Consider the following 24795-nt stretch of genomic DNA (forward strand, 5'->3'; position numbering starts at 1 on the left):
TCGCCCCGTGTAAGGCGGGGGCATAGCCATGGAATGGAACGATGCGGCATCTCTGGTTTACCTGTTCGGCGCTGGCGCTTCTTCTGGTGCTGGCCGGTTGTTCATCGCGTCCCGATGCCCCCTCCGGCCATGGTGGCGGGTTTGCCGGGATGCGGGGCGGCCGGGTCGCGGTCAGCCCGGCGGGGGAGCCGCTGGGCCTGCCCGCCCATGATGAGGCGGCCTATGTCGCCGCTGTCACCCAATGGTTCCAGGCGGCCGATCTGGACAAGGATGGGGTGCTGTCGCGGGCGGAGATGCAGGCGGACACGGCCCGCTTCTTCCAGGCCATGGACAAGGATGGCGACCATGCCGTCAATACCCGCGAACTGGCAGAATATCGCCAGGCAAGGCTGGCGGCCCTGCGGCCGCCCCGGCCCGATGAGGGGGAGGGGAAAAGCCTGCCGCGCCGGCAGGGGCCGCCCGCGGACCTGCCCGCGCCGGCCGGTGGCGGTGGGGGTGTCGGCGGCGGCGATGTCGTCATGGCGGCCGACACCAACCTGGATTTCCGCGTCACGCTGGAGGAATTGACCCATAAGGCGCTGGAACGGCTGGCCACCATGGATAGCGATCACGATGGCCGCGTCACCCTGGCAGAGCTGCAGGACTGGGCCGCCCAGGCCTATGGTGAAAAGCCCAGCCGTGGGCGCGGTGGCGGGGGCGGTGGTGGCGGTGGTCACCGCCGGCCTTCCGGGGGTATGTGACCCGAACCGGACCGGAAGGGCCTTTGCGCTTTCGGCTTTGCCTGTCATCGGTTAAGCCTTTGATCGCGGTGTGGCCGCTGTGGCGGCCCGGTTCTGGTGTAAAGGCGGGGGTTTCTTGTGGCTGGTGTCTTATCACGGGCTTTGCTGTTGCTCCCCCTGGCGCTTTCCCTGGCGGGCTGCGGTGGCGGCAGGGACAAGCTGCCCAACATCCGCTATGCGGCGGTCAGCCCGGCCGGTGAGCTGCTGGCCGCCCCCACCATGGATGCCGATGCCTATCGCGCCGCGATGCTGGGCTGGTTCGACCGGGCCGACGCCAACCATGATGGCCGGCTGGATGCGGCGGAGATGCGCGCCGATGCCGAACGCGCCTTTAAACTCTATGATCAGAATGGCGATGGCTTCGTCACCTCGGCGGAGATGACGGCCTATCGCGTCAACTCCCCCTATCGCGCCACCCCGGTGCAGGGCGGCGGGCGCATCCGTCCCGGCCGTCTTAATCTGACCGCGGATGAGGCGGACACGGCCAGCCGTGATTCGCAGGGCCGACCGCAATATCGCATGGGTATCGATCCGGTGATGTCGGCCGATGCCAATGCCGATTTCCGGGTGACATTGGCGGAATTCCTGGCGCAAATGGCCATCCGCCATGGGCAGATGGACCGCAACGGCGATGGCGTTGTCTCCCGCGAGGAGTTCCTGGCCTTCGCCGATGGCCCGATGCGGGCCTGGCGAGAAGAGTAAGGAAATCCGGGCATTCCTGGCCCTTTGCCGGCCCCCTTGCCGGGATGCCCCCTTTTCTCTACATCAATCCGCATCGAAGGCGCTTCCCTGATCCGGCTATTGTGTTAGGTTGGCGCCATCACCACAAAATATAGTGTCGTCCGCCATGGCTTCTCCCTTGTTGACACCCAATCCGGTCTACAAGCCCTTCCGTTATCCCTGGGCCTATGAGGCCTGGCTGACCCAGCAGCGCCTGCATTGGCTGCCGGAGGAAGTGCCGCTGGCCGATGATGTGAAGGATTGGCGCAACAATCTGACGACGGCGGAACAGAACCTCGTCACCCAGATTTTCCGCTTCTTCACCCAGGCGGATGTCGAGGTGAATAACTGCTATATGCGCCATTACAGCCGCGTCTTCACGCCCACCGAGGTGTGTATGATGCTGGCCGCCTTCTCCGCCATGGAGACGGTGCATATCGCCGCTTACAGTCACCTGCTCGATACGATCGGGATGCCGGAAGCGGAATACTCGGCCTTCCTCCATTATAAGGAGATGAAGGACAAGTATGATTATATGCAGGAATTCAATGTCGACAGCCTGACCGACATTGCCAAGACCCTGGCCGTGTTCGGTGCCTTCACCGAAGGGCTGCAGCTGTTCGCCAGCTTTGCCATCCTGATGAACTTCCCCCGGCATAACAAGCTGAAGGGGATGGGCCAGATCGTCACCTGGTCGGTGCGGGATGAGACGCTGCACACCCAATCCATCATCCGCCTGTTCAAGACCTTCATCGCCGAAAATCCGGAGGTCTGGACCGAACAATTGCAGCAGGATCTGTACAAGGCCTGCCAGACGATTGTGGAGCATGAGGATGCCTTCATCGATCTGGCCTTCGAGATGGGGCCGATCGATGGGCTGACGGCGGAGGATGTGAAGCGCTATATCCGCTATATCGCCGACCGCCGGCTGGAACAGCTGGGGCTGAACAATGTCTATCATGTCGGCAAGAACCCGCTGCCCTGGATGGATGCCATCCTGAACGGGATTGAGCACACCAACTTCTTTGAAAATCGGGCCACCGAATATTCCCGCGCCGCCACCAAGGGCAGCTGGGAAGAGGCGTTTGCCGATTGATTTTTCGCCTGCTGCGGTGGCGGCAGGCGGGGGAATTGAGGGCCGGCCGGGGAAACCGGGCCGGCCCTTTCTTCATGCTCCCCACCGAGGCGGGGCGCGGCGCCTAAAGCGCTGGTTGCGTACGTTTAAAATTATGCTGGATTTACATGCTGCCTCTATCCATTTCCGGCGTCCCGCGTGTAGAATTGTGCGTTGCGTGAACAAGCACGCGCCCTAACCGATATTGCCAACCGGACAGGAATAGATACGGACATGGCCACTGCGCAGCCTTCGCGGACCCAGACCAGGTTGGAACCTTGGCGGGATCCGGATGAGAAGCCCTATGTCCGCATCGAGAAGGTCACCAAGAAATTTGGTGACTTCACCGCCGTGGATGATGTCTCCCTCTCCATCTATCGGGGGGAATTCTTCTCCCTGCTGGGGGGCTCTGGTTCCGGCAAGACGACATTGCTGCGTATGCTTGCCGGGTTTGAGCGCCCTACAGAGGGCAAGATTTTCATCGATGGCGTGGATATGTCCAACGTGCCGCCCTATGAGCGGCCGGTGAACATGATGTTCCAGTCCTACGCCCTGTTTCCGCATATGACGGTGGAAAACAACATCGCCTTTGGCCTGCATCAGGACAAGGTGGGTAAGGCGGAGATCAAGGAACGGGTGGCCGAAGCGCTGAACCTGGTTCAGCTCTCCCAGTTTGGCAAGCGCAAGCCGCATCAGCTGTCTGGTGGCCAGCGCCAGCGCGTGGCCCTGGCCCGCGCGCTGGTGAAGCGGCCCAAGCTGCTGCTGCTGGATGAACCGCTGGGCGCCCTGGACAAGAAACTGCGGGAACAGACCCAGTTCGAGCTGGTGAATATTCAGGAAAAGGTCGGCATCACCTTCATCGTGGTCACCCATGACCAGGAAGAGGCGATGACCATGTCGTCCCGCATCGCCGTGATGAACCGGGGATACATCGCCCAGATCGGCACGCCGACGGAAATCTATGAATATCCCAACAGCCGCTTCACGGCGGAGTTCATCGGTTCGGTCAATATGTTCCATGGCCGCATCCTGGAATCGGAGCCTGATCATTCGCTGATCCGCTCTGACGAGGCCGATTGCGACCTTTATGTCAGCCATCCGGGCCATGTGGCGCCGGGGACGGAATGCTGGGTCGCCGTGCGGCCGGAAAAGATCGCCATCACCAAGGAGCCGCCGGCCACCGAGGGTGGGCGCAATCAGGCGATGGGGACGGTGAAGGAAATCGCCTATCTGGGCGATGTCTCCATCTATGAGATCGAATTGGATACCGGCAAGCGGGTGCGGGTGACGGCGCCGATGGTGACGCGCCGCACCGAAATGCCCATCACCTGGGAAGATCGGGTCTATCTCAGCTGGCGGCCTTTCGCCGGCAGCGTGCTGACCAGCTGAGCGGAGGGGCGACGCATGGCGGAGATATCCCAGAGCGAAATGCGCCATACCGGCTTTCTGGGCCTGCTGCAGCGCCTCGGCCTGTCCGGCCGGGCGCTGGTCATGGCGGTGCCCTATGCCTGGCTGCTGCTGTTCTTTCTGATTCCGTTCCTGATTGTGCTGAAGATCGCCCTGGCCGAAAGCCAGATGGCGATCCCGCCCTTCACCCCGCTGGTGGAGATGACGGAGGAGCTGAAATACCAGATCACCGTGACCTTCTATAATTTCCACAGCATGGTCGCGGATGATCTGTATATTCTGGCCTATCTCAACAGCCTGAAGATCGCCTTCATCTCCACCCTGTGCTGTCTGGTGCTGGGTTATCCGGTGGCCTATGCCATCGCCAAGGCCGATCCGAAATGGCGTGCGCCGCTGTTGATGCTGATCATCCTGCCCTTCTGGACCAGTTTCCTGATCCGCGTTTATGCCTGGATCGGCATCCTCTCCGATAATGGGGTGCTGAATAATGTGCTGATGTGGCTGGGCATCATCGACCAGCCGCTGCACATTCTCTACACGCCCATGGCGACCTATATCGGCATCACTTATTCCTATCTGCCCTTCATGATCCTGCCGCTCTATTCCACCCTGGAGCGGTTGGATAATACCTTGCTGGAGGCGGCGGCCGATCTGGGCTGCCCGCCCTGGAAGGCGTTCCTGACCATTACGCTGCCTTTGTCGGTGCCCGGCATGATCGCTGGTGCCTTGCTGGTTTTCATCCCGGCCATGGGTGAATTCGTTATTCCCGAGCTGTTGGGCGGGCCGGATACGCTGATGATCGGGCGCACGCTCTGGACGGAATTCTTCAATAACCGCGACTGGCCGCTGGCCTCTGCCGTCGCGGTGGCCCTGTTGCTGTTCCTGGTGGTGCCGATCATGCTGTTCCAGAATGTGCAGGGCAAACAGGGGGGGCACCCGTAATGCCGAAATCCTGGTTTCTGCGGGCGGGCCTGCTGACGGGGCTGCTGTTCCTCTATATCCCCATCGCCCTGCTGATCGTGCTGTCCTTCAATGACAACCGGTCTGTGTCGGTGTGGAGCGAATTCTCCTTCCGCTGGTATGGGGAATTGCTGCGCGACGATCAGCTGCTCTCGGCGGCGTGGCTCTCTGTGCGGGTCGCCTTCATTTCCGCCAGCTTTGCCGTGGTGCTGGGCACCATGGCCGGCATGATGCTGGCCCGATTCGGCATGTTCAAGGGCCGGGCCCTGTTCTCCGGCATGGTGTCGGCGCCGCTGGTGATGCCGGAAGTGATCATGGGGCTGGCCATGCTGCTGCTGTTCGTCAGCATGGAACAGATGTTCGGCTGGCCGGAAGGCCGCGGGATGCTGACCATCATCCTGGCCCATATCACCTTCACCATGTCCTTTGTCACCGTGGTGGTGCAATCGCGGCTGGTATCGATGGATGCCAGCCTGGAAGAGGCAGCCATGGATTTGGGCGCGCGGCCGGCCAAGGTGTTCTTCGTCATCACCCTGCCGCTGATCGCACCGGCCATCGTGTCGGGCTGGTTGCTGGCCTTCACCCTGTCGCTGGACGATCTGGTCATTACCAGCTTCGTCTCCGGCCCCGGTTCCACCACCTTGCCGCAGGTGGTGTTCTCCAGCGTGCGCCTGGGCCTCAGCCCGAAGGTCAATGCGCTGGCAACCATCGTGGTGGCGATTGTCGCCTTGGGCATCCTTGCTGCCGGCTTCTATAATGCCCGGCAGGAAAAGCAGCGCCGCCGCGACGAACAGATGGCCCAGCAGGGCAGCTGAAGGCTTGGAGCCGGCGGGTAAATAAAGCAAAAGGCCCAGGGTGAAACCTGGGCCTTTTATGTATCGACAGAGTTCTTTGCGTGCGCAGATGGGGGTGGCCCGTCAGGGGAAGAGGTCGTCCACGGCCGACTGGGACATGGGTGTTGCATCCCCGGCAACCGCATCTTCTTCTGCCATGGCAGACACCGGCGGGCGCGCCACCGGGGCAGGGGACGATGCCGCTGCAACAGCCGGTTTCGCCGCCAGGGGATCATTGACCTGCTTTAAGGCCGAGGCAGCCCCTGCCAGCAGCATATCCACCGCATCCTGATTGATGGCGTCGCGCAGGGGCGGGCCGTGCATCAGGTCCGCGTCGGGTCTGGTATCCTTGTCCTCCGTCAAGACGGCAGACAATTCGCCTTCTTCCACCCCTTCCAGACCCCAGATCTGGATCATCGCATGGACGCGGCGTTCGATATAACGCAAGGTGTTGACCACCTTGGTCATCCGCTGGCCGGTAATATCCTGGAAGGAGCAGGCGGTCATGATCTCCGTCACCTCCGCATCCAGAATCTGGGCGAGGTCAGGGTGATCCTTCCGCAGCCGGTCAGCGACCGACTGGATACGTTCCGAACCGTTGAGGATTTCGGTCGTCGCGTGCTCGGTGGATTGCAGGATGGCGTCAAGCTCTTCCGTCGCCCGCATGATGCGATTGGCGGACGGATCATCCGGCTTCAGGGCGGCGATTTCACGCCGCGTCTCCGCGATATGGGAGGAAAGCTCCTGCAGCTCCCGCCGCAGAATCTTGATATGCGAGCGCTGATCGACCTCAGGAGGGTCCCGCCGCTCCCGCACGATGCGGCGGAGATCGTCAAGCGACACAGCCCGGTGCCGGCGGTCACGCACCCGAAGGAATGCGCGACCACGGGGACTGGACAGCAACGCGTCTTCGATCTGATCAAACTCGGCGTCGGAAAGATCAATGATCTCCGACACGGCCGATCACCCGAGCGCGCCGAGGACGCTTTCGATCTTCTTCTTCAGCGTGTCAGCGTTGAAGGGCTTGACGATATAATTGTTCACGCCGGCTTCCTTGGCGGCGATCACATTTTCCGTCTTCGATTCGGCCGTCACCATGATGAAGGGTGTCCCCTTCAACCGCACATCGGCGCGCACTTCTTTCAGAAGCTGCAGGCCGGTCATCGGTTCCATGTTCCAGTCGGAAATCACCAGACCGAACTGGGCAGCACGCAGCTTGGCCAGCGCTTCGGCGCCATCGGCAGCCTCTTCGATCTTCGTGAACCCGATCTGGGTAAGCAGGTTCCTGATGATACGCCGCATCGTCGCATAATCATCGACAACCAGCACTTGAATGTTCAAGGACACTGCGGAACCCCCACCTGAACGTGTTGCGCCAAGATGTATCGCGTTAATACATTAATCACCATATGGTCGATCCACCCTGATCGGGTGTTCCTGACCTACCGTATGATGATACCACCAGAGGGTAACTGATCGTTTGAAACAAGCCAACAATCATAACCCTACCGGCGGATCAGGCCGCACTTTGGTTTCCGTGCCGCCCCTTGTCAAGCTTAGTGGAACTGACCTTTTGAACCTTTTCATCAAGTGCGGCGCAGGAGGGACAGCAAACCGCTGGTAATCGGGTAGCGGCGGTCCTTGCCGAAGCTGCGGGAGGTGATTTTCACCCCCGGCGGGGCTTGACGCCGCTTATATTCGGCCCGATCCAGCATCCGCCAGACGCGGTTGACCGTTTCGGCATCGTGGCCGCGCGCCACGATATCGGCCAGGGCCATGTCGCGTTCGACCAGACATTCCAGGATATCGTCCAGCACGGCATAGTCGGGCAGGGTATCCTGATCCTTCTGATCAGGCTTCAGCTCGGCCGTGGGGGCCTTGGTGATGATGCGTTCGGGAATCACCCGGCCGGCCGGCCCCAGCCCGCCGGCCGGGTGGTTCTGGTTGCGCCAGTGCGACAGCCGGTAAACGGTGGTCTTGTAAACATCCTTCAGCACGGAATAGCCGCCGCACATATCGCCATAGAGCGTGGCATAGCCGACCGACATTTCCGACTTGTTGCCGGTGGACAGCACCATGCCGCCAAACTTGTTCGACAGCGCCATCAGGGTGACGCCACGCGACCGGCTTTGCAGATTCTCTTCCGTGATGTCGGCCGCCCGGCCGCTGAAACTGGGGGCCAGCATGGTGTCGAAGGCCTGCATGGCCGGGCCGATGGAGATGGTATCGATGCGGCAGCCCAGCAGCCCGGCGCATTCCGCCGCGTCATCCAGGCTGTCCTGGCTGGTATAGGGGCTGGGCATCATCACGCAATGCACCCTCTCCGGCCCCAGCGCATCCACCGCCACGGCCGCGGAAATCGCCGAATCAATGCCACCCGACATGCCCAGGATCACACCGGGAAAGCCGTTTTTGCCGACATAATCGCGCAGGCCCAGCACCATGGCCCCATAAATGGCGGCCAGTGATTCCGGCGGCGGCACCATTTCATCGGACCGACCCACCCAGCCATCGGCACCGCGTGTCCAGCGGGTGATGGCGACGCATTCGACGAAGGCCGGCATCTGCGCCACCAGCCCCTTGTCGGCATTGATGGCGAAGCTGGCCCCGTCAAACACCAGCTCATCCTGCCCGCCAACCTGATTCAGATAGATCAGCGGCAGACCGGTTTCGGTGACGCGGGCGACGGCCAGCGACAGGCGATTATCAGCCTTTCCCAGCTCAAACGGGCTGCCATTGGGCACCACCAGCAGCTCAGCCCCCGTCTCTGCCAGGGTTTCGGCTACATCTGGCTTCCACATATCCTCGCAGACCAGCACGCCCAGCCGGACGCCCCGGAAATTGACCGGGCCGGGCAGGGGACCGGCATCGAACACCCGCTTTTCATCAAAGGGGCCGTAATTGGGCAGGTCATGTTTCAGGCGGATGGCCTGGATCTTGCCGCCATCCAGCAGCAGGGCGGCATTATGCCGCCGCCCTTCCACCCGCCAGGGGGCGCCCACCAGCAAAGCGGGGCCGCCATCGGCGGTGCGGGCGGCCAGGGACTGCACCACATCTTCCACCTTGTCGAGGAAGAAGGGCTTCAGCACCAGATCTTCGGGCGGATAGCCGCAGACCGACAATTCGGGATAAACTACCAGATCGGCGCCGGATCGCGCCGCCTCTTCACGGGCGGCCAGGATAAGCCCGGCATTATGGTCAAGCGCACCGACGGTGGGGTTGATCTGCGCCAGCGCGATGGTCAGTTGATCGGTCATTCTGCTTCCGGTCCCGTTCCGGCCGCTGGGATGGAGAATCGGGCCGGGCAAATCCCTTATGCTCCGCCAGAGCATAAGGGGTCAAGCCGACAAGCGGCGGTTCATCCGGCTTGCCCCGCTTCCGTCCCCGCCGTACCCTCGCGCCGGGAAGGGCTGCCCGCTCTGGGCCTGAGACAGGGAGCTTGTAACCATGACTATGTGCAATCGCCGGATCGGGTGGCTTCTCACCGCCGGCCTGTTGCTGGTGCCGGCGGCACCCGCGCTGGCCGACCATCTGCCGGCCCCGGCGGCGCAATATCAGGCGCGGCAAAGCCTGACCATCAATGGCGCGGTGCTGGAAGCGGTGATCCACCATGACCATGGCAAGGAACGCCGGGAAAGCCGGGTCGATGGGTTGAACAATCTGCTGATCGTGCGACCGGATCAGGAAAAGGCCATCGTCATCCAGCCGGAAAGCCGGATGGCCATGCAGATCGACCTGACCGACCCGGAAGTCGGCGTGGTGCCGGCGGCACTCGCCCGGCTGGAAGCCAAGCCGCAGGGGACTGAAACGCTGGCCGGCGAAAAGGTCACGCGCTACCGCGTGCAGGATAGTTTTCCGCAAGGGGGCGCTTTTGACGGCACCGTCTGGTCCACGCCTGACGGCATCTATGTGCGGATTGAAGGCAAGGTTAGCGATGCGGCCGGCCCGATCGACATGGCCATGCGCTTGTCTGACATCAAACGCGGGCCGCAGGATGCCGCCTTGTTCACCCCGCCGCCCGGCCTGCGCATGATGGACATGGGGCCGGAGGCGGGGAGGGTGCCGCCCGCCTTCCAGGAGGAGAAGAAGTGAGGATGTTGCGCGTTCTGGGGGCCCTGTTCGCCTTTCTGCTGTCCCCGCTGGTGCCGTCGCTGGCGCGGGCGGCCCCCTTGCCGGAGGCTGAATATCTCCAGTCCCTGGATGCTGCCGGCTGGAAGGCCACGCCGGGCGGCGTGCGCTACCGGGTGGTGGAGGCGGGCCCCGGCAAGGGCAGGGGCCCGCTGCTGACCGATTATGCCACCCTGCATTATCGCGGCAGCCTGCTGAACGGCACCGTGTTCGACGACACGGCCAAGGGGCGCAAGCCTGTCCGTCTGCAGCTGACGCGGGTAATTGCCGGCTGGAAGGAAGTGTTGCCCCTGATGCATGTTGGCGACAAGTGGGAAATCGCTGTGCCGGCCAAGCTGGGTTATGGCGCGCGTGGATCATCCACCGGCAAGGTGCCGCCCGATTCCACCTTGTTGTTCACCATCGAACTGCTGGGGCTGGAAGCGCCGAAGCTGAGCAGCGAGATCGGTGGCGGCGGTTGATACCGGGGTGATGCGGCTGCGGCGGCAAGGGGGATGGTTCTGCGCCCGCTTCCGTGCTACGCCCGTGCGCAATGCCTGTCTTTCCCCGTTGTCGCCGGAACGGAGCCGTCGCCCACATGTCCGTCCTGTCCAAGTCCGCCCTGCTTGCCGCTGCCCTGCTGACCTTCCAGGCGCTGCCCGTTGCTGCCCAGCAGCCGGCGTCCCCGGCTGCTGGCGCTGATGCGGCGCTGACCCTGCCGCGTATCGATCCGCAGAAGCAGTATCTGATTGAAAATGCCAAGAAGCCCGGCTGGCGGATGACGCCCAGCGGTCTGCAGTTCCGCATCATGAAGCAGGCGGTGGGCAATGCGCCCCGCCCGGCCCTGACGGATGAGGTGACGGTGCATTATCGCGGCGTGCTGATCGATGGCACCGTGTTTGACAGTTCCTATAACCGGGGCCGCCCCGCCTCCTTCCCGCTGTCGGGCTTGATTCGCGGCTGGCAGGAAGCCATCCCGATGATGAAGGTGGGGGAGACCTGGGAACTGGCGGTCCCGTCGGAGCTGGGTTATGGCGCGCGGGGTCAGCCGGGCAGCATTCCTGGTGGGGCCACCCTGCTGTTCACCATCGAACTGCTGGGCACGCGCAAGCCGGATAATACCAACCTGCTGCTGAACCCCAACATGATCCGGTAAAATAGTGGCTTAAATCAAATCGCGCAGCCGGTACCAGGTCATGGCCAGGACCAGGGCCGGCATCCGCAGGGCCTGACCACCGGGGAAGGGCCGGTGCGGGATGCGGGCGAAGACATCAAACCGTTCGGCCTGAGTGCTGATGGCTTCCGCAATCACCCGGCTGGCCATGGCCGTGAGCGCCACCCCGTGGCCGCTATAGCCATGGGCGAAATAGGTGGTGGGGCTGAGCCGGCCCAGATGGGGCAGGCGGTTCATGGTGATGGCAACATGACCGCCCCAGAGATAATCAATCGCCAGATCAGCCAGTTGCGGAAAATACTGCAACATGGTGCGGCGCAGGCTCTGTTTCAGGCCCGGCGCATCAAAGCCGGAATAGCTGACGCCACCACCGAACAGGAAGCGGTGGTCGGGTGAGCGGCGGTAATAATTCAGGGCGAAATTGATATCGGCCACGGCGATGCCGCTGGGGATCAGCGCTTCTGCCCGGGCCGGATCCATTGGGGCGGTGCCGATAATATAGGTGCCGGCGGGCATGATCCGGCTGCTGGCGGCCCCAGCCAGCCCGCCCAGATAGGCATTGCCGGCCAGCACCAGATAACGGGCCGAGACCTTGCCGGTGGCGGTGGTGGCAAAGGGCTGGTCGCCGGTCTCCACACGCACCACCCGGCTATCCTCATGGATGCGCACGCCCAGGCTTTCAGCGGCGCGGGCCAGCCCCAGCGCATAGTTCAGCGGGTGCAGCTGGCCGGACCCGGCATCATAAAGGCCGCTGAGATAGGCCTTGGTCGCCACCATCTCACGCATTTCCGCCTGACCCACCAGGCGGGACTGGCCATAGCCCAGCCCTTCCAGCTCCGCCTGATGCGCCGCCAGGGCGGTGACATGGCGGGGCTTCAAGGCGGCCAACAGATAGCCCCATTTCAGATCGCAATCGATCTGATGCTGCTCCACCAGCCCGGCCAATATCTGCTTGGCTTCCTCCGACATGTCCCACAGAAGCCGGGCATCGGCCTTGCCCACCAGCTGTTCGATCTCGGCAATGGACTTGTTATAGCCGGTGACGATCTGGCCACCATTGCGGCCAGAGGCACCCCAGCCGACCCTGGCCGCCTCCAGCACCACCACGGACAGGCCCCGTTGGGCCAGTTCAATGGCGGTGACCAGCCCCGTATAACCGGCACCGACAATGCAGACATCCGCTGCCGTGTCCCCCACCAGCATTGGGCGGGCGGGGGCGGCATGGGCAGTATCGGCGTACCAGGACGGGGCATGGTGCATGATCGGTTCCGGCTCGGTTCCTCATGGGCAGCGGCAGCATAACACCGCAACCCGTTGAGAAGCCATGTCCAGCCCGCCTATCCGTTGACCAGCGCGCTGACCTTGCCCAGCAGACCCGAGGGCGCACCGGCCGCCGACTCCACCAGCAGGACGACGCTGCGCGCAGCGCTGCCGGGGGGGAAGCTGGCCTGCAGCGGTCCCGCCCCGGCAGCGGATTTCTCCGCCACCAGCCGCCCATCAACCCAGAGTTCGGCGCGGCCGCCGACCTGCTCGAACCGCAGCAGCCCGCCTTCCGCTGCCATCCGCTTCCAGGGCTGGAAGCGGGTGCGATAGACGCGCCAGCCGGGCTGGGATTCCGCCGGCGTGGTGATGCCAGCCCGCAGGAAGGCCCAGCTGTTATTGTCCCCATCGGCCGGGGCCAGGGCGGGGGCGGGTTTTTCCGTCAGCAGGGGGGAGCGCCGCCATTCCTCCAGCGCCAGACGCGGCGGGGTCACCGGCACCTGCGGGCGGGGGGATGCGGCCAGCCGCTCGATGGAGAGTCGCGCCGGTTTCAACCCATCTGCTTCCGCCCGCAGTGTGATGCGACCCTTGCCCTGATCGGCACGGATGATGATCTGGGCCAGACCGTTGAACAGGGAGCGGCTGTTGCCCTGCTCTGGCTCATGGCTGTTGGGGTCACCATTGCCGACGCCGATGATGCTGGCGCCTTCCACCTGAAAACGCGTCATCAGGTTGGCCGTGGGGACGTGGCGGCCCTTGGAATCCACCGCATCGATGGTGATGGGCTGCACCTCCTCCCCATCGCCGGCCATGCTTGTCCGGGCGGGCGTCAGGCGCAGGGCCACGGGGGGGCCGGCCGTCTCGTGCATCGCGGAAGCGACCGGCTTGCCATCCCGCAAAGCCACGGCCTCAATCCGGCCGGGGGTATAGGGGACATCCCATTCATTGCCCATGAAGCGGTCGGCCTTCTGCCGCCCGATCTCCCGCCCGTTCAGTTTCAGGATGACCTCGTCAGCATTGCTGCTGATGAAGAGCTTCACCATCTGGCCCTCGCGGCCGGGCCAGGTCCAATGCGGGGCCATGAAGATGACGGGGCGGTCATCAATCCAATGGGCGGCATGGATGCCGAAGGCGGTTTTGGGAAAACCGCAAAGGTCCAGGATGCCGAAGAAACTGGCGATGCTGGGCCAGGCATGGGGTGTAGGCTCCCCATGATAATCGAAACCGGTCCAGACGAAGCCGCCGGCGATGAAGGGACGCTCGGCGATATTCTTCCAGCTCTGCCGGTGTGTATTACCCCAGCTTGCGGCTTCCTTGTCATAAGAGGTGATGATGTTACGGCTGGGGTCGCTCTCAAAGGCGCCGCGCGTCTGATAGGCGCTGGTATCTTCCGAGCTGATAATGGGTTTGCCCGGATTGCGGGCATGATACCGGTCGTAATGCTCCTGATAGTAATTAAAGCCCATCACGTCGACGACGGTGGAAACATTGACCGGATCATAGAAAGAGCCATTCATTGCCGCCGTCACCGGTCGGCTGTCATCCAACCGCTTCAAGGCCATCACCATCCGGCGCACCATTTCCACCCCGGATTCGGTGCCCTGCATGGGCTCTTCGTTGAACAGGCACCAGAGGATTACGCTGGGGTGATTGCGGTCGCGCTGCACCAGCCATTCCAGCTGACCCAAATATTCCGGTGCTGGATTGAACAAGCGATTCTCGTTCATCACTAGGAAGCCCAGCCGGTCGCACCAATCCAGCAACTCCGCTGTCGGCGCGTGGGAGGACATGCGGATGGCATTGCAGCCCATGGCCTTTAGCCGCAGCAGGCGCCAATGGATCAGACTGTCCGGCACGGCAACGCCGACGCCTGCATGATCTTGATGGATGCAAACACCCTTCAGCTTCACCGGCTGATCATTGAGGAAGAAACCCTTATCGGCATCGAATCGGATGCTGCGGAAACCGATCGGCGTGTTACGTTCATCGATCACCTTGCCATCCCGCAGCACGCGGGTGCGCAGGGTATAGAGGGTGGGGCTGTCCACCGACCAGAGCCGGGGCTGGCCGGCATCCAGCGACAGGCTGGCCGTGGCCTGATCCAGAACCGGAACGACGGTTACGCCGGCGCTGCCACGGGTGATTTCCTGCCCATCCGGTGACACCAGGCTTGCTTCCACGGTCACTGTCACCGGTGCCGTTTCAATATTGGTCAAGGTGGCGGTGACCGGCACGCGCCATCGGCCACCGCCATCCTGGCGCGGGTCGCAATGGATGCCATCGGTAATAATGGAAACAGAGGCCCGGCGCGCCAGCCAGACATTGCGGTAAAGGCCCGCCCCTTCATACCACCAGCCTTCCATGGCGGTGGCATCGGCGCGGATGGCGATGATGTTCAGATCGTCGCCATAGCGGGCGAAGGGAGTGATATCAATGTAAAGACTGGTATAGCCCGAAAAGCTGTGAGCGACGATGGAGCCGTTGATCCAGATAGTGGCATGGGTGGCGATAGCGCCGATCTGCAGCTCGATCTTTTTGCCCCGATCCGCCGGGTCCAGCCGAAGCGCCCGCCGGTACCAGCCGATACCGCGTGGACGGTACCCCTGGGAGATATTGGCGGATTCAACGAATGGCTGCTCAGAAGCCCAGTCGTGCGGCAGCCGGACTTCCCGCCAGTCGCTATCATCATAAATGAGAGCCGCAGCACCGGGGGCCGTGCCTGCTTTGATTGAAAGATATGTGGCATGATGGCCCACCGGCTCCGGTACTGGAATGTCTCCTTCATGGAAACGCCAGCCGAGATCAAGCAGGGTACGGGTTGCGTCGGTTTCCGGCAGAGTGGGTGCTGGGCTGTCCAGGGGTGCCGGCATAGGGAAATTCTGCGAAATTGTGGCGGCCCCGCTGCTTGCTAGAACAGCCAAGGGCCACTGACCGGCTGTCAATAAGGCTCCAGTGCCCGTGGTGGCCAGCAGGAATTGGCGGCGATCCATATATCGGCTCCATCGCGGGCGCCTGATCAGCAGGCGCTATGGGGTCGGAAACTCAGGCGAGCGCTATCGGGCAAGCCGGTAGAACTGCCCGCGCCAAAGTTTGATACATGAAATTGAGATAAATTGGTATTCTATTGGTTAGATATCGCTCAATTCCGCAACAAAATCATAAGCATCGCCGCGATAATAGGAGCGGGTGAATTCCGCCGCCCTGCCATCGCGCAGGAAGGCGCGGCGTTCGATCAGCAGGCCGGCATGACCAGCATCCACGCCCAGCATCTTGGCGTGGTCACCCAGGAACGGCACGGCGCGCAGCCGCTGCAACGCCCGCACCGGGCGGCTGCCGGCCTTTTCCAGGGCAGCATAAAGGCTGCTGCCCACCGCATCGGCCGAAGGCAGGCAATAGCCGGCGATGGTGGAAAATTCCAGCGCCATCGGCACATCATCGGCATAGCGGATACGGGCAAAACGGAACACCGGCGCGCCGGGAGAAAGGCCCAGGGCCATGGCCTCTTCCGGATTGACCTGTCCGGGGCCCTTGGAAATCCAGCTGCTGCTGGCCCGGCGCCCGCGTGCCGCCATATCCTCGGAGAAGGAGGAAAGCTTGGAGAAGCTTTTTTCCACCCGGCCAGCGACGAAGGTGCCCGCACCCCGCCGACGGGTCAGCAAGCCTTCCTCCACCAGCCCGGCAATCGCCTTGCGCACGGTGATGCGGGAAACATCATATTCCACCGCCAGATCGCGTTCCGGCGGAATGGCATCCCCCTGGTTCAACACATTGCCGCCGATCGCATCGCGGATCAGCTGCTGAAGCTGAATATATAGAGGGGAGTGGTTATCCGCCCGGAAGCGTCCCACCAAATCCGAAAACGCCATCACGCCTCCCTGGCGGCGATCCTGCGCCGCACCCAATAGCGTCAGAAATATATCATGCTTAACAGCAGGGCAACCGGTATGGGCCAAGACCTATATTGGTGCTTGGGATGCCCCCCCTTCCTCAATGTGGAATCGTCTGAGTGCCTCACAGGGGGGGGCTGCATACCATGTTATTTAGGGGGGCAATTCACCTTACAAGGTTATGTACTTTTGCGGCTTTGGGTTGCCGCTGGAAAGTGATTGTTACGAGTTGGTATTAAGGAGGGGAAGGACACTGTGGCAAGATTTACACGGTCGTAAAAGACTGTACGCCTGACGCTATCGGAGCCTTGGTGCCAACTGAAGAATTTTTTAATTTAATCAATCGCTTGCGCATAGTTCATGCGACCGTCACGAAATTTTAAAAGAGGTAGCATGTTTGGTATGAATTGGTTATGTTGATTTTAGCGCTAACAGTGATCGGCTGGGCCGACAAGAAATGTGTGGAATGGCGTCCGCCAGATGGTGGGCGTGCCTCTCGGCGGCGCTCTTGGCTGGGGGCATCTTTCAACAGGGGGAAGGCATGAAATTGCGGCATTTGGTTCTGGTTTCCACCGCGTTGGCGGGTTTTGCTTGCGGCGTTCAGGCCCAGGCACAGGGAACCGCTGGTGGCGAGCAGCTCGAAGAAATTATTGTTACCGGTATTCGCGGCAGCCTGCGTCAGGCCATTGAGGTTAAGCGTCAGGCCAATTCCGTGGTTGACGTGATTTCCGCCGAAGATGTGGGCAAGTTCCCGGATCGTAACGTTGCGGAATCGCTGTCCCACATCCCCGGCGTCTCCATCGACCGTCGCTTCGGTGAGGGTGAAAAGGTCGCCATTCATGGTACCGATCCGGCCCTGAACCGGATGCTGCTGGATGGCCACGCCCTGGCCTCGGCCGACTGGGGTGGTAACGACAACGACCCGTCCAGCCGTACCTTCAACTATTCTCTGCTGGCGCCGGAACTGGTGGACCGTCTTGAGGTCTACAAGTCGCCGGAAGCGCAGATCGAAGAAGGTTCGATCGGTGGTACCGTCATCGTCCGCACGCGCAAGCCGCTGGACATGGAATCGGGTTCCGCTTTCGCCTCGGCTGGTTATTCCTATAATGACCGTTCCGAGAAGGGCAATGGCCGCGCCTCCGGTCTGCTCAGCTGGAAGAACGAAGACGAGACCTTCGGTATCCTGGGTGCTGTCACCTATGACCGCCAGAACCTGACCCGCGCCGGTGTCGAGTTCTTCGGTTATGACAATGTCAATGGTGGCAGCAGCCCGTTCCTGACCACCAATGCGGCTGGTCAGCGCGTGCTGAAGAACCCGAACGCCAAGATCACCGGCGGCAGCGTCGCCGACCTGGATAAGGCCGTTTCGCCGTTCGGCATCAACTATGCCTATTTCCAGCAGGTGCGTGAACGCACCAGCGTTTCCAGCACCGCCCAGTGGCGTCCGTCGGAAGAGATTACGCTGACCGCCAGCGGTCTGCATATCGACGGTAACTACAATAACTACAGCCAGTCCATGTACACCATTCCGGGTGCCTGGACCGGTGACAAGCTGCTGTCGGCAACCATCAATAATGGTGTGGTGACGGCTGCTTCCTTCGACCCGGCCAGCAGCCAGAGCGCCCAGCTGGATACCCTGGTTCGTCGTACCAAGCTGAAGACCGACAGCCTGAACCTGGAAGGCGAGTGGGAAGGCACCAGCGGCGCCAAGGTGAAGCTGAGCGGCGGTTGGAGCAAGGCCACCGGTGGTCGCGATCCGGAATACCTGTTCAACGTCCAGACCAAGCTGGGCTTTGACTATGCGTTCACGGATGACAGCGCGACGGTCAACTTCAAGGGTGACCCGACCAACCCGGCCAATTACTTCACCAACCCGAACAACAATCTGCAGACGTTCGAAGGCAAGCCGATGATCGTCAACGGCGTTCAGCTGAACGCCGCGCAGATTGGCGGGCTGGATTACAGCAAGACCACCGACCGTGACATCTATGGCGGTGTCGATACCGAAATCCCGCTGGAATTCGGTCCCTTTACCAAGCTGCTGTTCGGCGGCCGTATCACCGACCATGTCAACCGCGTCGATGCGGCTGGCTTCAACACCTATCTGTCCACGTCCAAGCTGGCCTCCCAGCTGGGTGTTGAAACCTTGTCCACGCCCGACGGCGTGTTCGACGGTTCTGGCGGCAGCGGCAATGCCACCAAGTACCTGAACCTGCCGCGCGAAGCCGTCATCAAGATCCTGGCCGACAGCATCAATTTCGACCTGGGTCGCAAGATTGGCGCATCCAACCGGGTGCAGGAAAATGTGGCGGCTGGCTACACCCAGCTGAATTTCGAAAAGGGTAACATCCGCGGTAACATCGGTGGCCGTCTGGTCTACACCCGCGATGTCTCTGATTTCGCGCTGACCAGCAACGACAACCCGGTGCCGCAGGTTCAGTCGGTCGAGACCGATTATCTGAAGTTCCTGCCGAACTTCAACATCGCCTATGAGTTCGAAGAGAACGTCATTCTGCGCGGTGCTGTGGCCAAGGTGATTTCCCGTCCGCGTTATGGCGAATTGGCCGGCTCGTTCTCCCAGAACGATGTCACCAAGGATGCCAGCGGCGGCAACCCCAACCTGAAGCCCTATGAGTCGGTGAACTACGAAATCTCGGCCGAGTGGTATCCGAAGCGTGGCACCCTGGTGTCGCTGGAACTGTTCCGTCGTGAAATCGACAACTACATCGTGAACAGCCGTGAGAGCAATGTGCGTCTGTTCAATGGCCTGACCCAGCGCTTTGAGGATGGTTACAGCGTCAGCCGTCCGGTCAATGCTGGTTCTGCCAAGGTCAATGGTATCCTGATCGCTGGCCAGAGTGAAATCTGGAACGGCTTTGGTATCCAGGCCAACTACACCTATGCCGACAGCTCCACGGACTCCAGCGACACCCTGGGTGAGCTGAATCTGCCGTACCTGTCCAAGCACACCGTGTCGGTGATCCCGTACTATGAAGAGGGCCCGTTCCAGGCCCGCCTCAGCTACAATTACCGTTCGTCCTATTTCCGTACCATCGGTCGCCTGAACTCGCGCGACATGGTGGCCCCGTACAGCCAGCTGGACTTCTCGGCCGCTTACCAGATCACCGATGCGATCTCGCTGACGGTGAATGCCCAGAACCTGCTGGACGAAACCTACATCCAGTATAGCGGCTCCCGTGACCGTCCGACCGCCTTCTACAAGAATGGCCGGACCTACGCGGCGTCCATCTCTTACCGCATGTAATTCCTCCCAGCGCCTCCTTTCCCTTTTGGGGAAAGGAGGCCTTTCCCATGGGGCCCGGCTGTCAGGACCGGGCCCCATGGGAATTTTTTTATCTGCATATCGCATGGTCTTGAATGCACAGGCGCGGTTACCGATATCGCGCCTGTGCATTCGCATGTCTGCATCTTGGCCGCAGGGATGCTGTGGAATTTTTTGGTCATCTGCGCATATCAGGCATAGACGTGGCGCGCAGCCTTTGGCACCATACCTTTATGATAACAATGCGGTCATTTAAGACCGTTTGATGTCGCGTTTCCGCTAAGAGGCTCAAGGTTTGCGCGGATTTGGCAGTTTCCGCAGCAGAGTCCTCTATAATACCAATACAGAACCTGTGAGGCATGGATGAAACGAGCTGCATTGAGCATATCAATCGGGCTGGCGACGTTGTTCGCCTCCACCGCGATAGCGCAAACATTACCGCCGCTCGTACCCATGCCGCAGAAGGTAGCTGCCGCCACCGGCAGCTTCACGGTTTCGGACGGGGCAACCATTGGTGTGCCGGCGGGGGATGCCGGTGCGACGGCGGCGGCGCGGCTGCTGGCGGCGCATGTGAAGGTCGAACGCGGCCTGTCTTTGGTGGCGGCTGGCACGGCCGGCACCATCACCCTGGTGCGCGATTCCGCTGTCGCTGGGGACGAAGCCTATAAGCTGTCGGTGGATGCCACGGGTATCCGCGTCACCGCCTCTGGCGACCGTGGCCTGATCTATGGCGCCATGACGGTGGCGCAGTTGCTGAGCCCGGATCACAATTTCGGCAAGCCGGTGACGGTGCCGGCCCTGTCCATTGAAGACGCGCCGCGTTTTGGCTGGCGCGGTCTGATGGTGGATGTGGCGCGGCATTTCCAGCCGATCGAATTCCTTTATGGCATCGTCGATCAGATGGTGTCGGTGAAGCTGAACACCCTGCATATCCACCTGACCGATGATCAGGGCTGGCGCTTTGAGGTGAAGCAATATCCCAAGCTGACCGAGCTTGGCGCCTGGCGTCAGGGCCCCAGCACGGGCGGCCCGGCCCCGACGGAGAAGGTCGGCGGCTATTACACCCAGGAACAGCTGAAGGCGCTGGTCGCCTATGCCGCTGAGCGCGGCATCACCATCGTGCCTGAAATCGACCTGCCGGGCCATGCCCAGGCCCTGGTCGCAGCCTATCCGGAAATTGGCGTGTTCGGCGACCGACCGGTTGTTTCCCACGATTGGGGTATCAACCCCTATCTGCTGAACCCCAATGAGAAGGGAATGCAGTTCATCAAGAATGTGCTGGATGAACTGATCGCCGTCTTCCCCGGCACCTTCATTCATCTGGGCGGTGATGAGGCGGTAAAGGACCAGTGGCAGCGTTCGCCGGAAGTGCAGGCCCAGATCAAGGCCCTGGGCCTGCGGGATGAAAACCATCTGCAAACCTGGGTGATTGATGAACTCGGGGCCTATCTGGCACAGAAGGGCCGCCGCCTGATCGGCTGGGATGAGATTCTGGAAGGTGGTCTTCCGCCATCCGCCTCCGTCATGTCCTGGCGTGGGGAAAAGGGGGCGGTTGCTGCCGCCAATGCCGGCCATGATGTGGTGTTGAGCCCCGCGCCGACGCTCTATCTGGATAGTTTGCAGAGCGACCGTGCGGATGAGCCGCCGGGTCGCCTGTCGATCCAGACCCTGGCCGATGTCTACAAGTACGATCCGATGCCGGCCGGCATCGATGCGGAAAAGGCCAAGCATGTGCTGGGTGCCCAGGCCAATGCCTGGAGCGAGTATCTGGCCACCCCCTATCAGGTGCAGCATGTGATTTTCCCGCGTGCGGCGGCGGTGGCGGAAATCGTCTGGTCTGATAAGGACAAGCGCGATTTCACCAGCTTTCTGGACCGGGTGCGCCCGCAGATGCAGCGCTGGGAGCGTTCCGGCATCCATGTCGCCGACAGCGCCTTTGCCGTGGATTTCAAGCTGGATGGCACGCGGGGCCAGGCCCTGCGCGACAATAAGGTGAAGGTCAACCTGACCACCCAGGCCGGCTATGGCACCATCCGCTATACGCTGGATGGCAAGGAACCGACAGCTAAGTCCAAGACCTTCAAAGAGACGCTGACGGTCAAGCCCGGCACCACCATCCGCGCCGTCGCCTTTGACAAGCAGGGTCAGCCCACGGCCGCCCCGCGCAGCTTTGACACGACGCGGGAAGCACTGCTGACCCGCAGCGCCTCGGACATGGTGGCCTGCCCGCGCGGTGCGCTGGGTTTGCGCGTGCCGGCGACCTCTGGCGCCAAGGAGAATGCGCCGGCCTATAACGTCAATATCTTCGATACCTGCACCGCCTATCCGGCGGCCCCGCTGGATGTCGCCAAGAGCTTCACCGTGGAGGTGGCGCGGCTGGCTCGTCACTATGGCTTGGCGCATGAGGAAAAGGCCCTGCGGCATCACTATGCCGTCACCACCCATGGCGAACTGGTGATCAGCGCCAACTGCATTGCCGCCGCCAAGAGCGAGGGCAAGCTGAAGCCGACGGTGGTGGCCACTTTCCCGCTGCCCGATCCCAACACCGCCCCCACCCGCTTCAGCTTCAGCGGCAGCCTGCCGAAGCTGGAAGGGGATGCCGACATGTGCTTCCAGTTCACATCCTCGCTGCTGGACCCGTTCTATACGGTGCATAGCGTGACGCTGAAGGAGAAGGCCCAATGAAAATCCGTGCCGCTCTCCTCTCCGTTCTGCTGCTGACCACTTCCGCGCTGGCCGCACCCAAGGATATTGTTTCCCTGGATGGGGAATGGCAGGTCCGCATCGACCCCAGCGATGCGGATGCCGTGAAGGCCCATCCCAAAGAAGCGAAATGGTTCAAGTCCCTGGTGCCCGGTTCGGTACAGCAGGATCTGCTGGCCGCCGGTCGCGTGCCCGACCCGTTTATCGGTATCAATGAAGCACCGATCCAGTGGGCAGGCCTGACCAACTGGCAGTTCCGCCGCACCATCCAGGTTACGCCCGCCATGCTGGCGCGCGACAATCTGGAACTGGTGTTTGACGGGCTGGATACGTTCGCCAGCGTCAGCGTTAATGGCAAGGTGCTGCTGTCCACCGACAATGCCCATCGCCGCTGGCGGGTGGATGCGAAGCAGGCGCTGAAGGCGGGGGAGAATGAGATCATCGTCTCCATCGCCTCGCCCATCCGCACGCTGCAGCCCAAGGTGCTGGCCGAAGCCAACCCGCTGCCCGGCGAATATGACAGTGCCTTTGGCGATGAGCCGAAGGGCAAACAGACCAGTCCCTATATCCGCAAGCCGAAATATCAGTATGGCTGGGATTGGGGCCCGCGTCTGGTGAATATCGGCGTCTGGCAGCCGGTCAATCTGGAAGTCTGGGATGACGCCCGCGTTGACACGCTGCTGGTGCATCAGGAAGCGCTGAACGATGCAGAGGCGCGGTTGCTGGCCCGCTACCGCGTTGTTGCCGATAAGGAAACTATGGTGACGCTGACCACCAGCATCACCGCGCCCGATGGCACGGTGCAGAAGGTGGAACGCACGGCCAAGGTGGCCGCTGGCGTGAATGAGGTCACGATTCCGTTGACCATTGAGAAGCCGCAGCGCTGGTGGCCGGTGGGCTATGGCGCGCAGCCGCTTTACAAGGTTTCCGGCCAGTTGGGTGACGGGCAGGGGGCCGCCGACAAGGTGGAACGCCGCATCGGCCTGCGCACCAGCGAACTGGTGCGCGAGAAGGGCAGCTTTGGCTTCAAGATCAACGGGGTGGAGATTTTCGCCAAGGGGGCGAACCTGATCCCGTTTGATAATTTCCCTTCCCGTGTTTCAGAAGCCCAAATGCGCGACGTGCTGAACAGCGCGCGCGACGCCAACATGAACATGATCCGCGTCTGGGGCGGCGGCTATTACCTGCATAAGCCCTTCTATGACATGGCGGACGAATTGGGCATCATGGTCTGGCAGGACTTCATGTTCGGCGGGGCCGTCACCCCGCCGGATGCGGAATTCCGCCATAGCGTGAAGGCGGAGGCGGAAGAGCAGGTGGAACGCCTGCAATCGCACGCATCCGTTGTTGTCTGGGCCGGCAATAACGAGGTTTTGTCGGGCTGGGAAAACTGGTCCGATCGCAAGGCCTTCAAGAAGAGGGTGGGACCGGATGAGCAGGAACGGGTCGGCGTCGGCATGGCCGTGCTGTTCGACCGGGTGCTCCGCGATGCGGTGTTGAGCCGCTCCCCCGGCATCCCCTATTGGCCGGGTTCCCCCTCCACCGATTATGAAGGGCCGACCGACACGGACAAGGATGGCGACCGCCATTTCTGGGATGTCTGGTCCGGTTCCAAGCCGGTGGAAAAGTACCTGGAATCCTGCCCGCGCTTCATGTCGGAATTCGGTTTCCAGTCCATGCCGGACATGGCGACCATTCGCCAATTTGCCGGCAAGGGTGATCTGGCTATCGACAGCCCGGTGCTGAAGGCACACCAGAAGTTCCTGGCCGGTGAGGGCAATGCGCGCCTGCAGATGTATCTGGATCAGCGGCTGCGCCCGGCGAAGGATTTTGCCGATCTGGTCTACCTGACCCAGGTGAACCAGGCGCAGGCGATTGAGATGGCCGCCCGTCACCACCGCGCCTGCCGCCCGGTAACGCTGGGTTCGCTCTATTGGCAGATCAATGATACTTGGCCGGCTATTTCCTGGGCCAGCATGGATTATTACGGGCGCTGGAAGCTGCTGCATTACGCCGCCCGCCGCTTCTTCGCGCCGCAGGCCATCGTGGCCCAGTACCGCGAGGGCGCGACGGTGGTTTCCGTGGTGTCGGATGCCACCCAGCCGATCACCGGCCAATGGCGTATCCGGTCCTTCGACATGGCCGGGAAAGTCATCGGCAATCGGGAGGAAACTGTAACCATGTTGCCGATAAGTGCAGCACAGGTGGCCAGCATCCCGGATGCTGATCTGTTCCATGGTGCCGATGCCAAGGCCAGCTATGCCGTGGCCGAGCTGATCATCGACGGCAAGCCTGTGTCCCGCACCATTGTGGAACGCGCGTTGCCCAAGGACATGGCCTATCCCGCCCCCGGCCTGAAGGCCGAATGGGAGGGTAAAAAGGTGACGATCACAGCCACTTCCCTGGCCCGCGCTGTGATGCTGGATTTCGGCGCCACCGCCGCCCAGCCGTCCGATGATGGGTTTGACCTGTTGCCGGGTGAAAGCATCACCGTGGATGTCCGTTCCGATGCCACCGCCGCCGCGCTGAAGCGTGCCCTGACCCTCCGTACCCTGGGACCGCAATAAC

18 protein-coding genes are annotated in these 24795 nt (G+C 61.9%); 12 read left to right on the top strand and 6 right to left on the bottom strand.

The window, feature by feature from the left end; genetic code table 11:
- The first annotated feature begins 41 nt into the window (after positions 1–41).
- The 6 genes from CHB97_RS03640 (at position 42) to CHB97_RS03665 (ending at position 5795) form a co-directional block, all read left to right on the top strand.
- Entirely contained in the window at positions 42–740 is a 699-nt protein-coding gene (locus tag CHB97_RS03640; RefSeq protein ID WP_089286540.1) for a hypothetical protein, read from the top strand.
- Between the two features lie 141 nt (positions 741–881).
- On the top strand, positions 882–1481 hold the full coding sequence (locus CHB97_RS03645; RefSeq protein WP_089286541.1) for an EF-hand domain-containing protein: 600 nt from the start codon (positions 882–884) through the stop codon (positions 1479–1481).
- Between the two features lie 145 nt (positions 1482–1626).
- On the top strand, positions 1627–2595 hold the full coding sequence (locus tag CHB97_RS03650; RefSeq protein WP_089286542.1) for a ribonucleotide-diphosphate reductase subunit beta: 969 nt from the start codon (positions 1627–1629) through the stop codon (positions 2593–2595).
- 252 nt (positions 2596–2847) lie between these two features.
- Positions 2848–4002, top strand: coding sequence for an ABC transporter ATP-binding protein (locus tag CHB97_RS03655; RefSeq protein WP_089286543.1), 1155 nt, complete (start codon positions 2848–2850; stop codon positions 4000–4002).
- A gap of 15 nt (positions 4003–4017) precedes the next feature.
- The gene (locus tag CHB97_RS03660; RefSeq protein WP_089286544.1) at positions 4018–4962 is read left to right on the top strand and encodes an ABC transporter permease subunit; all 945 of its coding nucleotides are present in this window, start codon (positions 4018–4020) and stop codon (positions 4960–4962) included.
- Complete coding sequence (locus CHB97_RS03665; protein WP_089286545.1) at positions 4962–5795, top strand: ABC transporter permease subunit; 834 nt, start codon at positions 4962–4964, stop codon at positions 5793–5795. The genes CHB97_RS03660 and CHB97_RS03665 overlap by 1 nt, the downstream gene beginning before the upstream one ends.
- Before the next feature lie 102 nt (positions 5796–5897).
- Here CHB97_RS03665 and CHB97_RS03670 read toward each other — a convergent pair whose 3' ends face one another.
- The 3 genes from CHB97_RS03670 to CHB97_RS03680 all read right to left on the bottom strand — a co-directional run bounded on the left by CHB97_RS03670 (position 5898) and on the right by CHB97_RS03680 (position 9070).
- Positions 5898–6770, bottom strand: a complete 873-nt coding sequence (locus CHB97_RS03670) for a protein phosphatase CheZ (protein ID WP_089286546.1) — start codon at positions 6768–6770, stop codon at positions 5898–5900.
- A 6-nt stretch (positions 6771–6776) separates the two neighbouring features.
- A complete protein-coding gene (locus tag CHB97_RS03675) occupies positions 6777–7160 on the bottom strand; it encodes a chemotaxis response regulator CheY (RefSeq protein ID WP_256387114.1) in 384 nt (127 codons plus the stop codon).
- A gap of 239 nt (positions 7161–7399) precedes the next feature.
- Positions 7400–9070 carry an NAD+ synthase gene (locus CHB97_RS03680; protein ID WP_089286547.1) on the bottom strand — a complete coding sequence of 557 codons (1671 nt, stop codon included), beginning with the start codon at positions 9068–9070 and terminating at the stop codon, positions 7400–7402.
- A gap of 190 nt (positions 9071–9260) precedes the next feature.
- On the opposite strand from CHB97_RS03680, the gene CHB97_RS03685 reads away from it, so the two are divergent.
- The 3 genes from CHB97_RS03685 to CHB97_RS03695 all read left to right on the top strand — a co-directional run bounded on the left by CHB97_RS03685 (position 9261) and on the right by CHB97_RS03695 (position 11076).
- Complete coding sequence (locus tag CHB97_RS03685) at positions 9261–9905, top strand: hypothetical protein (RefSeq protein WP_143270689.1); 645 nt, start codon at positions 9261–9263, stop codon at positions 9903–9905.
- Between the two features lie 2 nt (positions 9906–9907).
- A complete protein-coding gene (locus tag CHB97_RS03690) occupies positions 9908–10402 on the top strand; it encodes an FKBP-type peptidyl-prolyl cis-trans isomerase (protein WP_089286549.1) in 495 nt (164 codons plus the stop codon).
- 116 nt (positions 10403–10518) lie between these two features.
- Entirely contained in the window at positions 10519–11076 is a 558-nt protein-coding gene (locus CHB97_RS03695) for an FKBP-type peptidyl-prolyl cis-trans isomerase (protein ID WP_089286550.1), read from the top strand.
- A 9-nt stretch (positions 11077–11085) separates the two neighbouring features.
- Here CHB97_RS03695 and CHB97_RS03700 read toward each other — a convergent pair whose 3' ends face one another.
- From CHB97_RS03700 to CHB97_RS03710, 3 genes are all read right to left on the bottom strand, one after another.
- The gene (locus CHB97_RS03700) at positions 11086–12354 is read right to left on the bottom strand and encodes an FAD-binding oxidoreductase (RefSeq protein ID WP_089286551.1); all 1269 of its coding nucleotides are present in this window, start codon (positions 12352–12354) and stop codon (positions 11086–11088) included.
- A gap of 77 nt (positions 12355–12431) precedes the next feature.
- Complete coding sequence (gene galA, locus CHB97_RS03705) at positions 12432–15224, bottom strand: beta-galactosidase GalA (protein ID WP_200819785.1); 2793 nt, start codon at positions 15222–15224, stop codon at positions 12432–12434.
- A gap of 258 nt (positions 15225–15482) precedes the next feature.
- On the bottom strand, positions 15483–16220 hold the full coding sequence (locus CHB97_RS03710; RefSeq protein WP_089286553.1) for a GntR family transcriptional regulator: 738 nt from the start codon (positions 16218–16220) through the stop codon (positions 15483–15485).
- A 562-nt stretch (positions 16221–16782) separates the two neighbouring features.
- Here CHB97_RS03710 and CHB97_RS03715 point away from each other — a divergent pair.
- The 3 genes from CHB97_RS03715 to CHB97_RS03725 all read left to right on the top strand — a co-directional run bounded on the left by CHB97_RS03715 (position 16783) and on the right by CHB97_RS03725 (position 24794).
- The gene (locus CHB97_RS03715) at positions 16783–19506 is read left to right on the top strand and encodes a TonB-dependent receptor (protein ID WP_089286554.1); all 2724 of its coding nucleotides are present in this window, start codon (positions 16783–16785) and stop codon (positions 19504–19506) included.
- Between the two features lie 381 nt (positions 19507–19887).
- Positions 19888–22209: a beta-N-acetylhexosaminidase gene (locus tag CHB97_RS03720; protein ID WP_089286555.1), complete on the top strand. Its 2322-nt coding sequence runs from the start codon at positions 19888–19890 to the stop codon at positions 22207–22209.
- Positions 22206–24794: a glycoside hydrolase family 2 protein gene (locus tag CHB97_RS03725; RefSeq protein ID WP_089286556.1), complete on the top strand. Its 2589-nt coding sequence runs from the start codon at positions 22206–22208 to the stop codon at positions 24792–24794. Before CHB97_RS03720 ends, CHB97_RS03725 begins: the two co-directional genes overlap by 4 nt.
- Position 24795 lies beyond the last annotated feature (1 nt).

Source organism: Azospirillum sp. RU38E (assembly GCF_900188385.1).
GTDB lineage: Bacteria > Pseudomonadota > Alphaproteobacteria > Azospirillales > Azospirillaceae > Niveispirillum.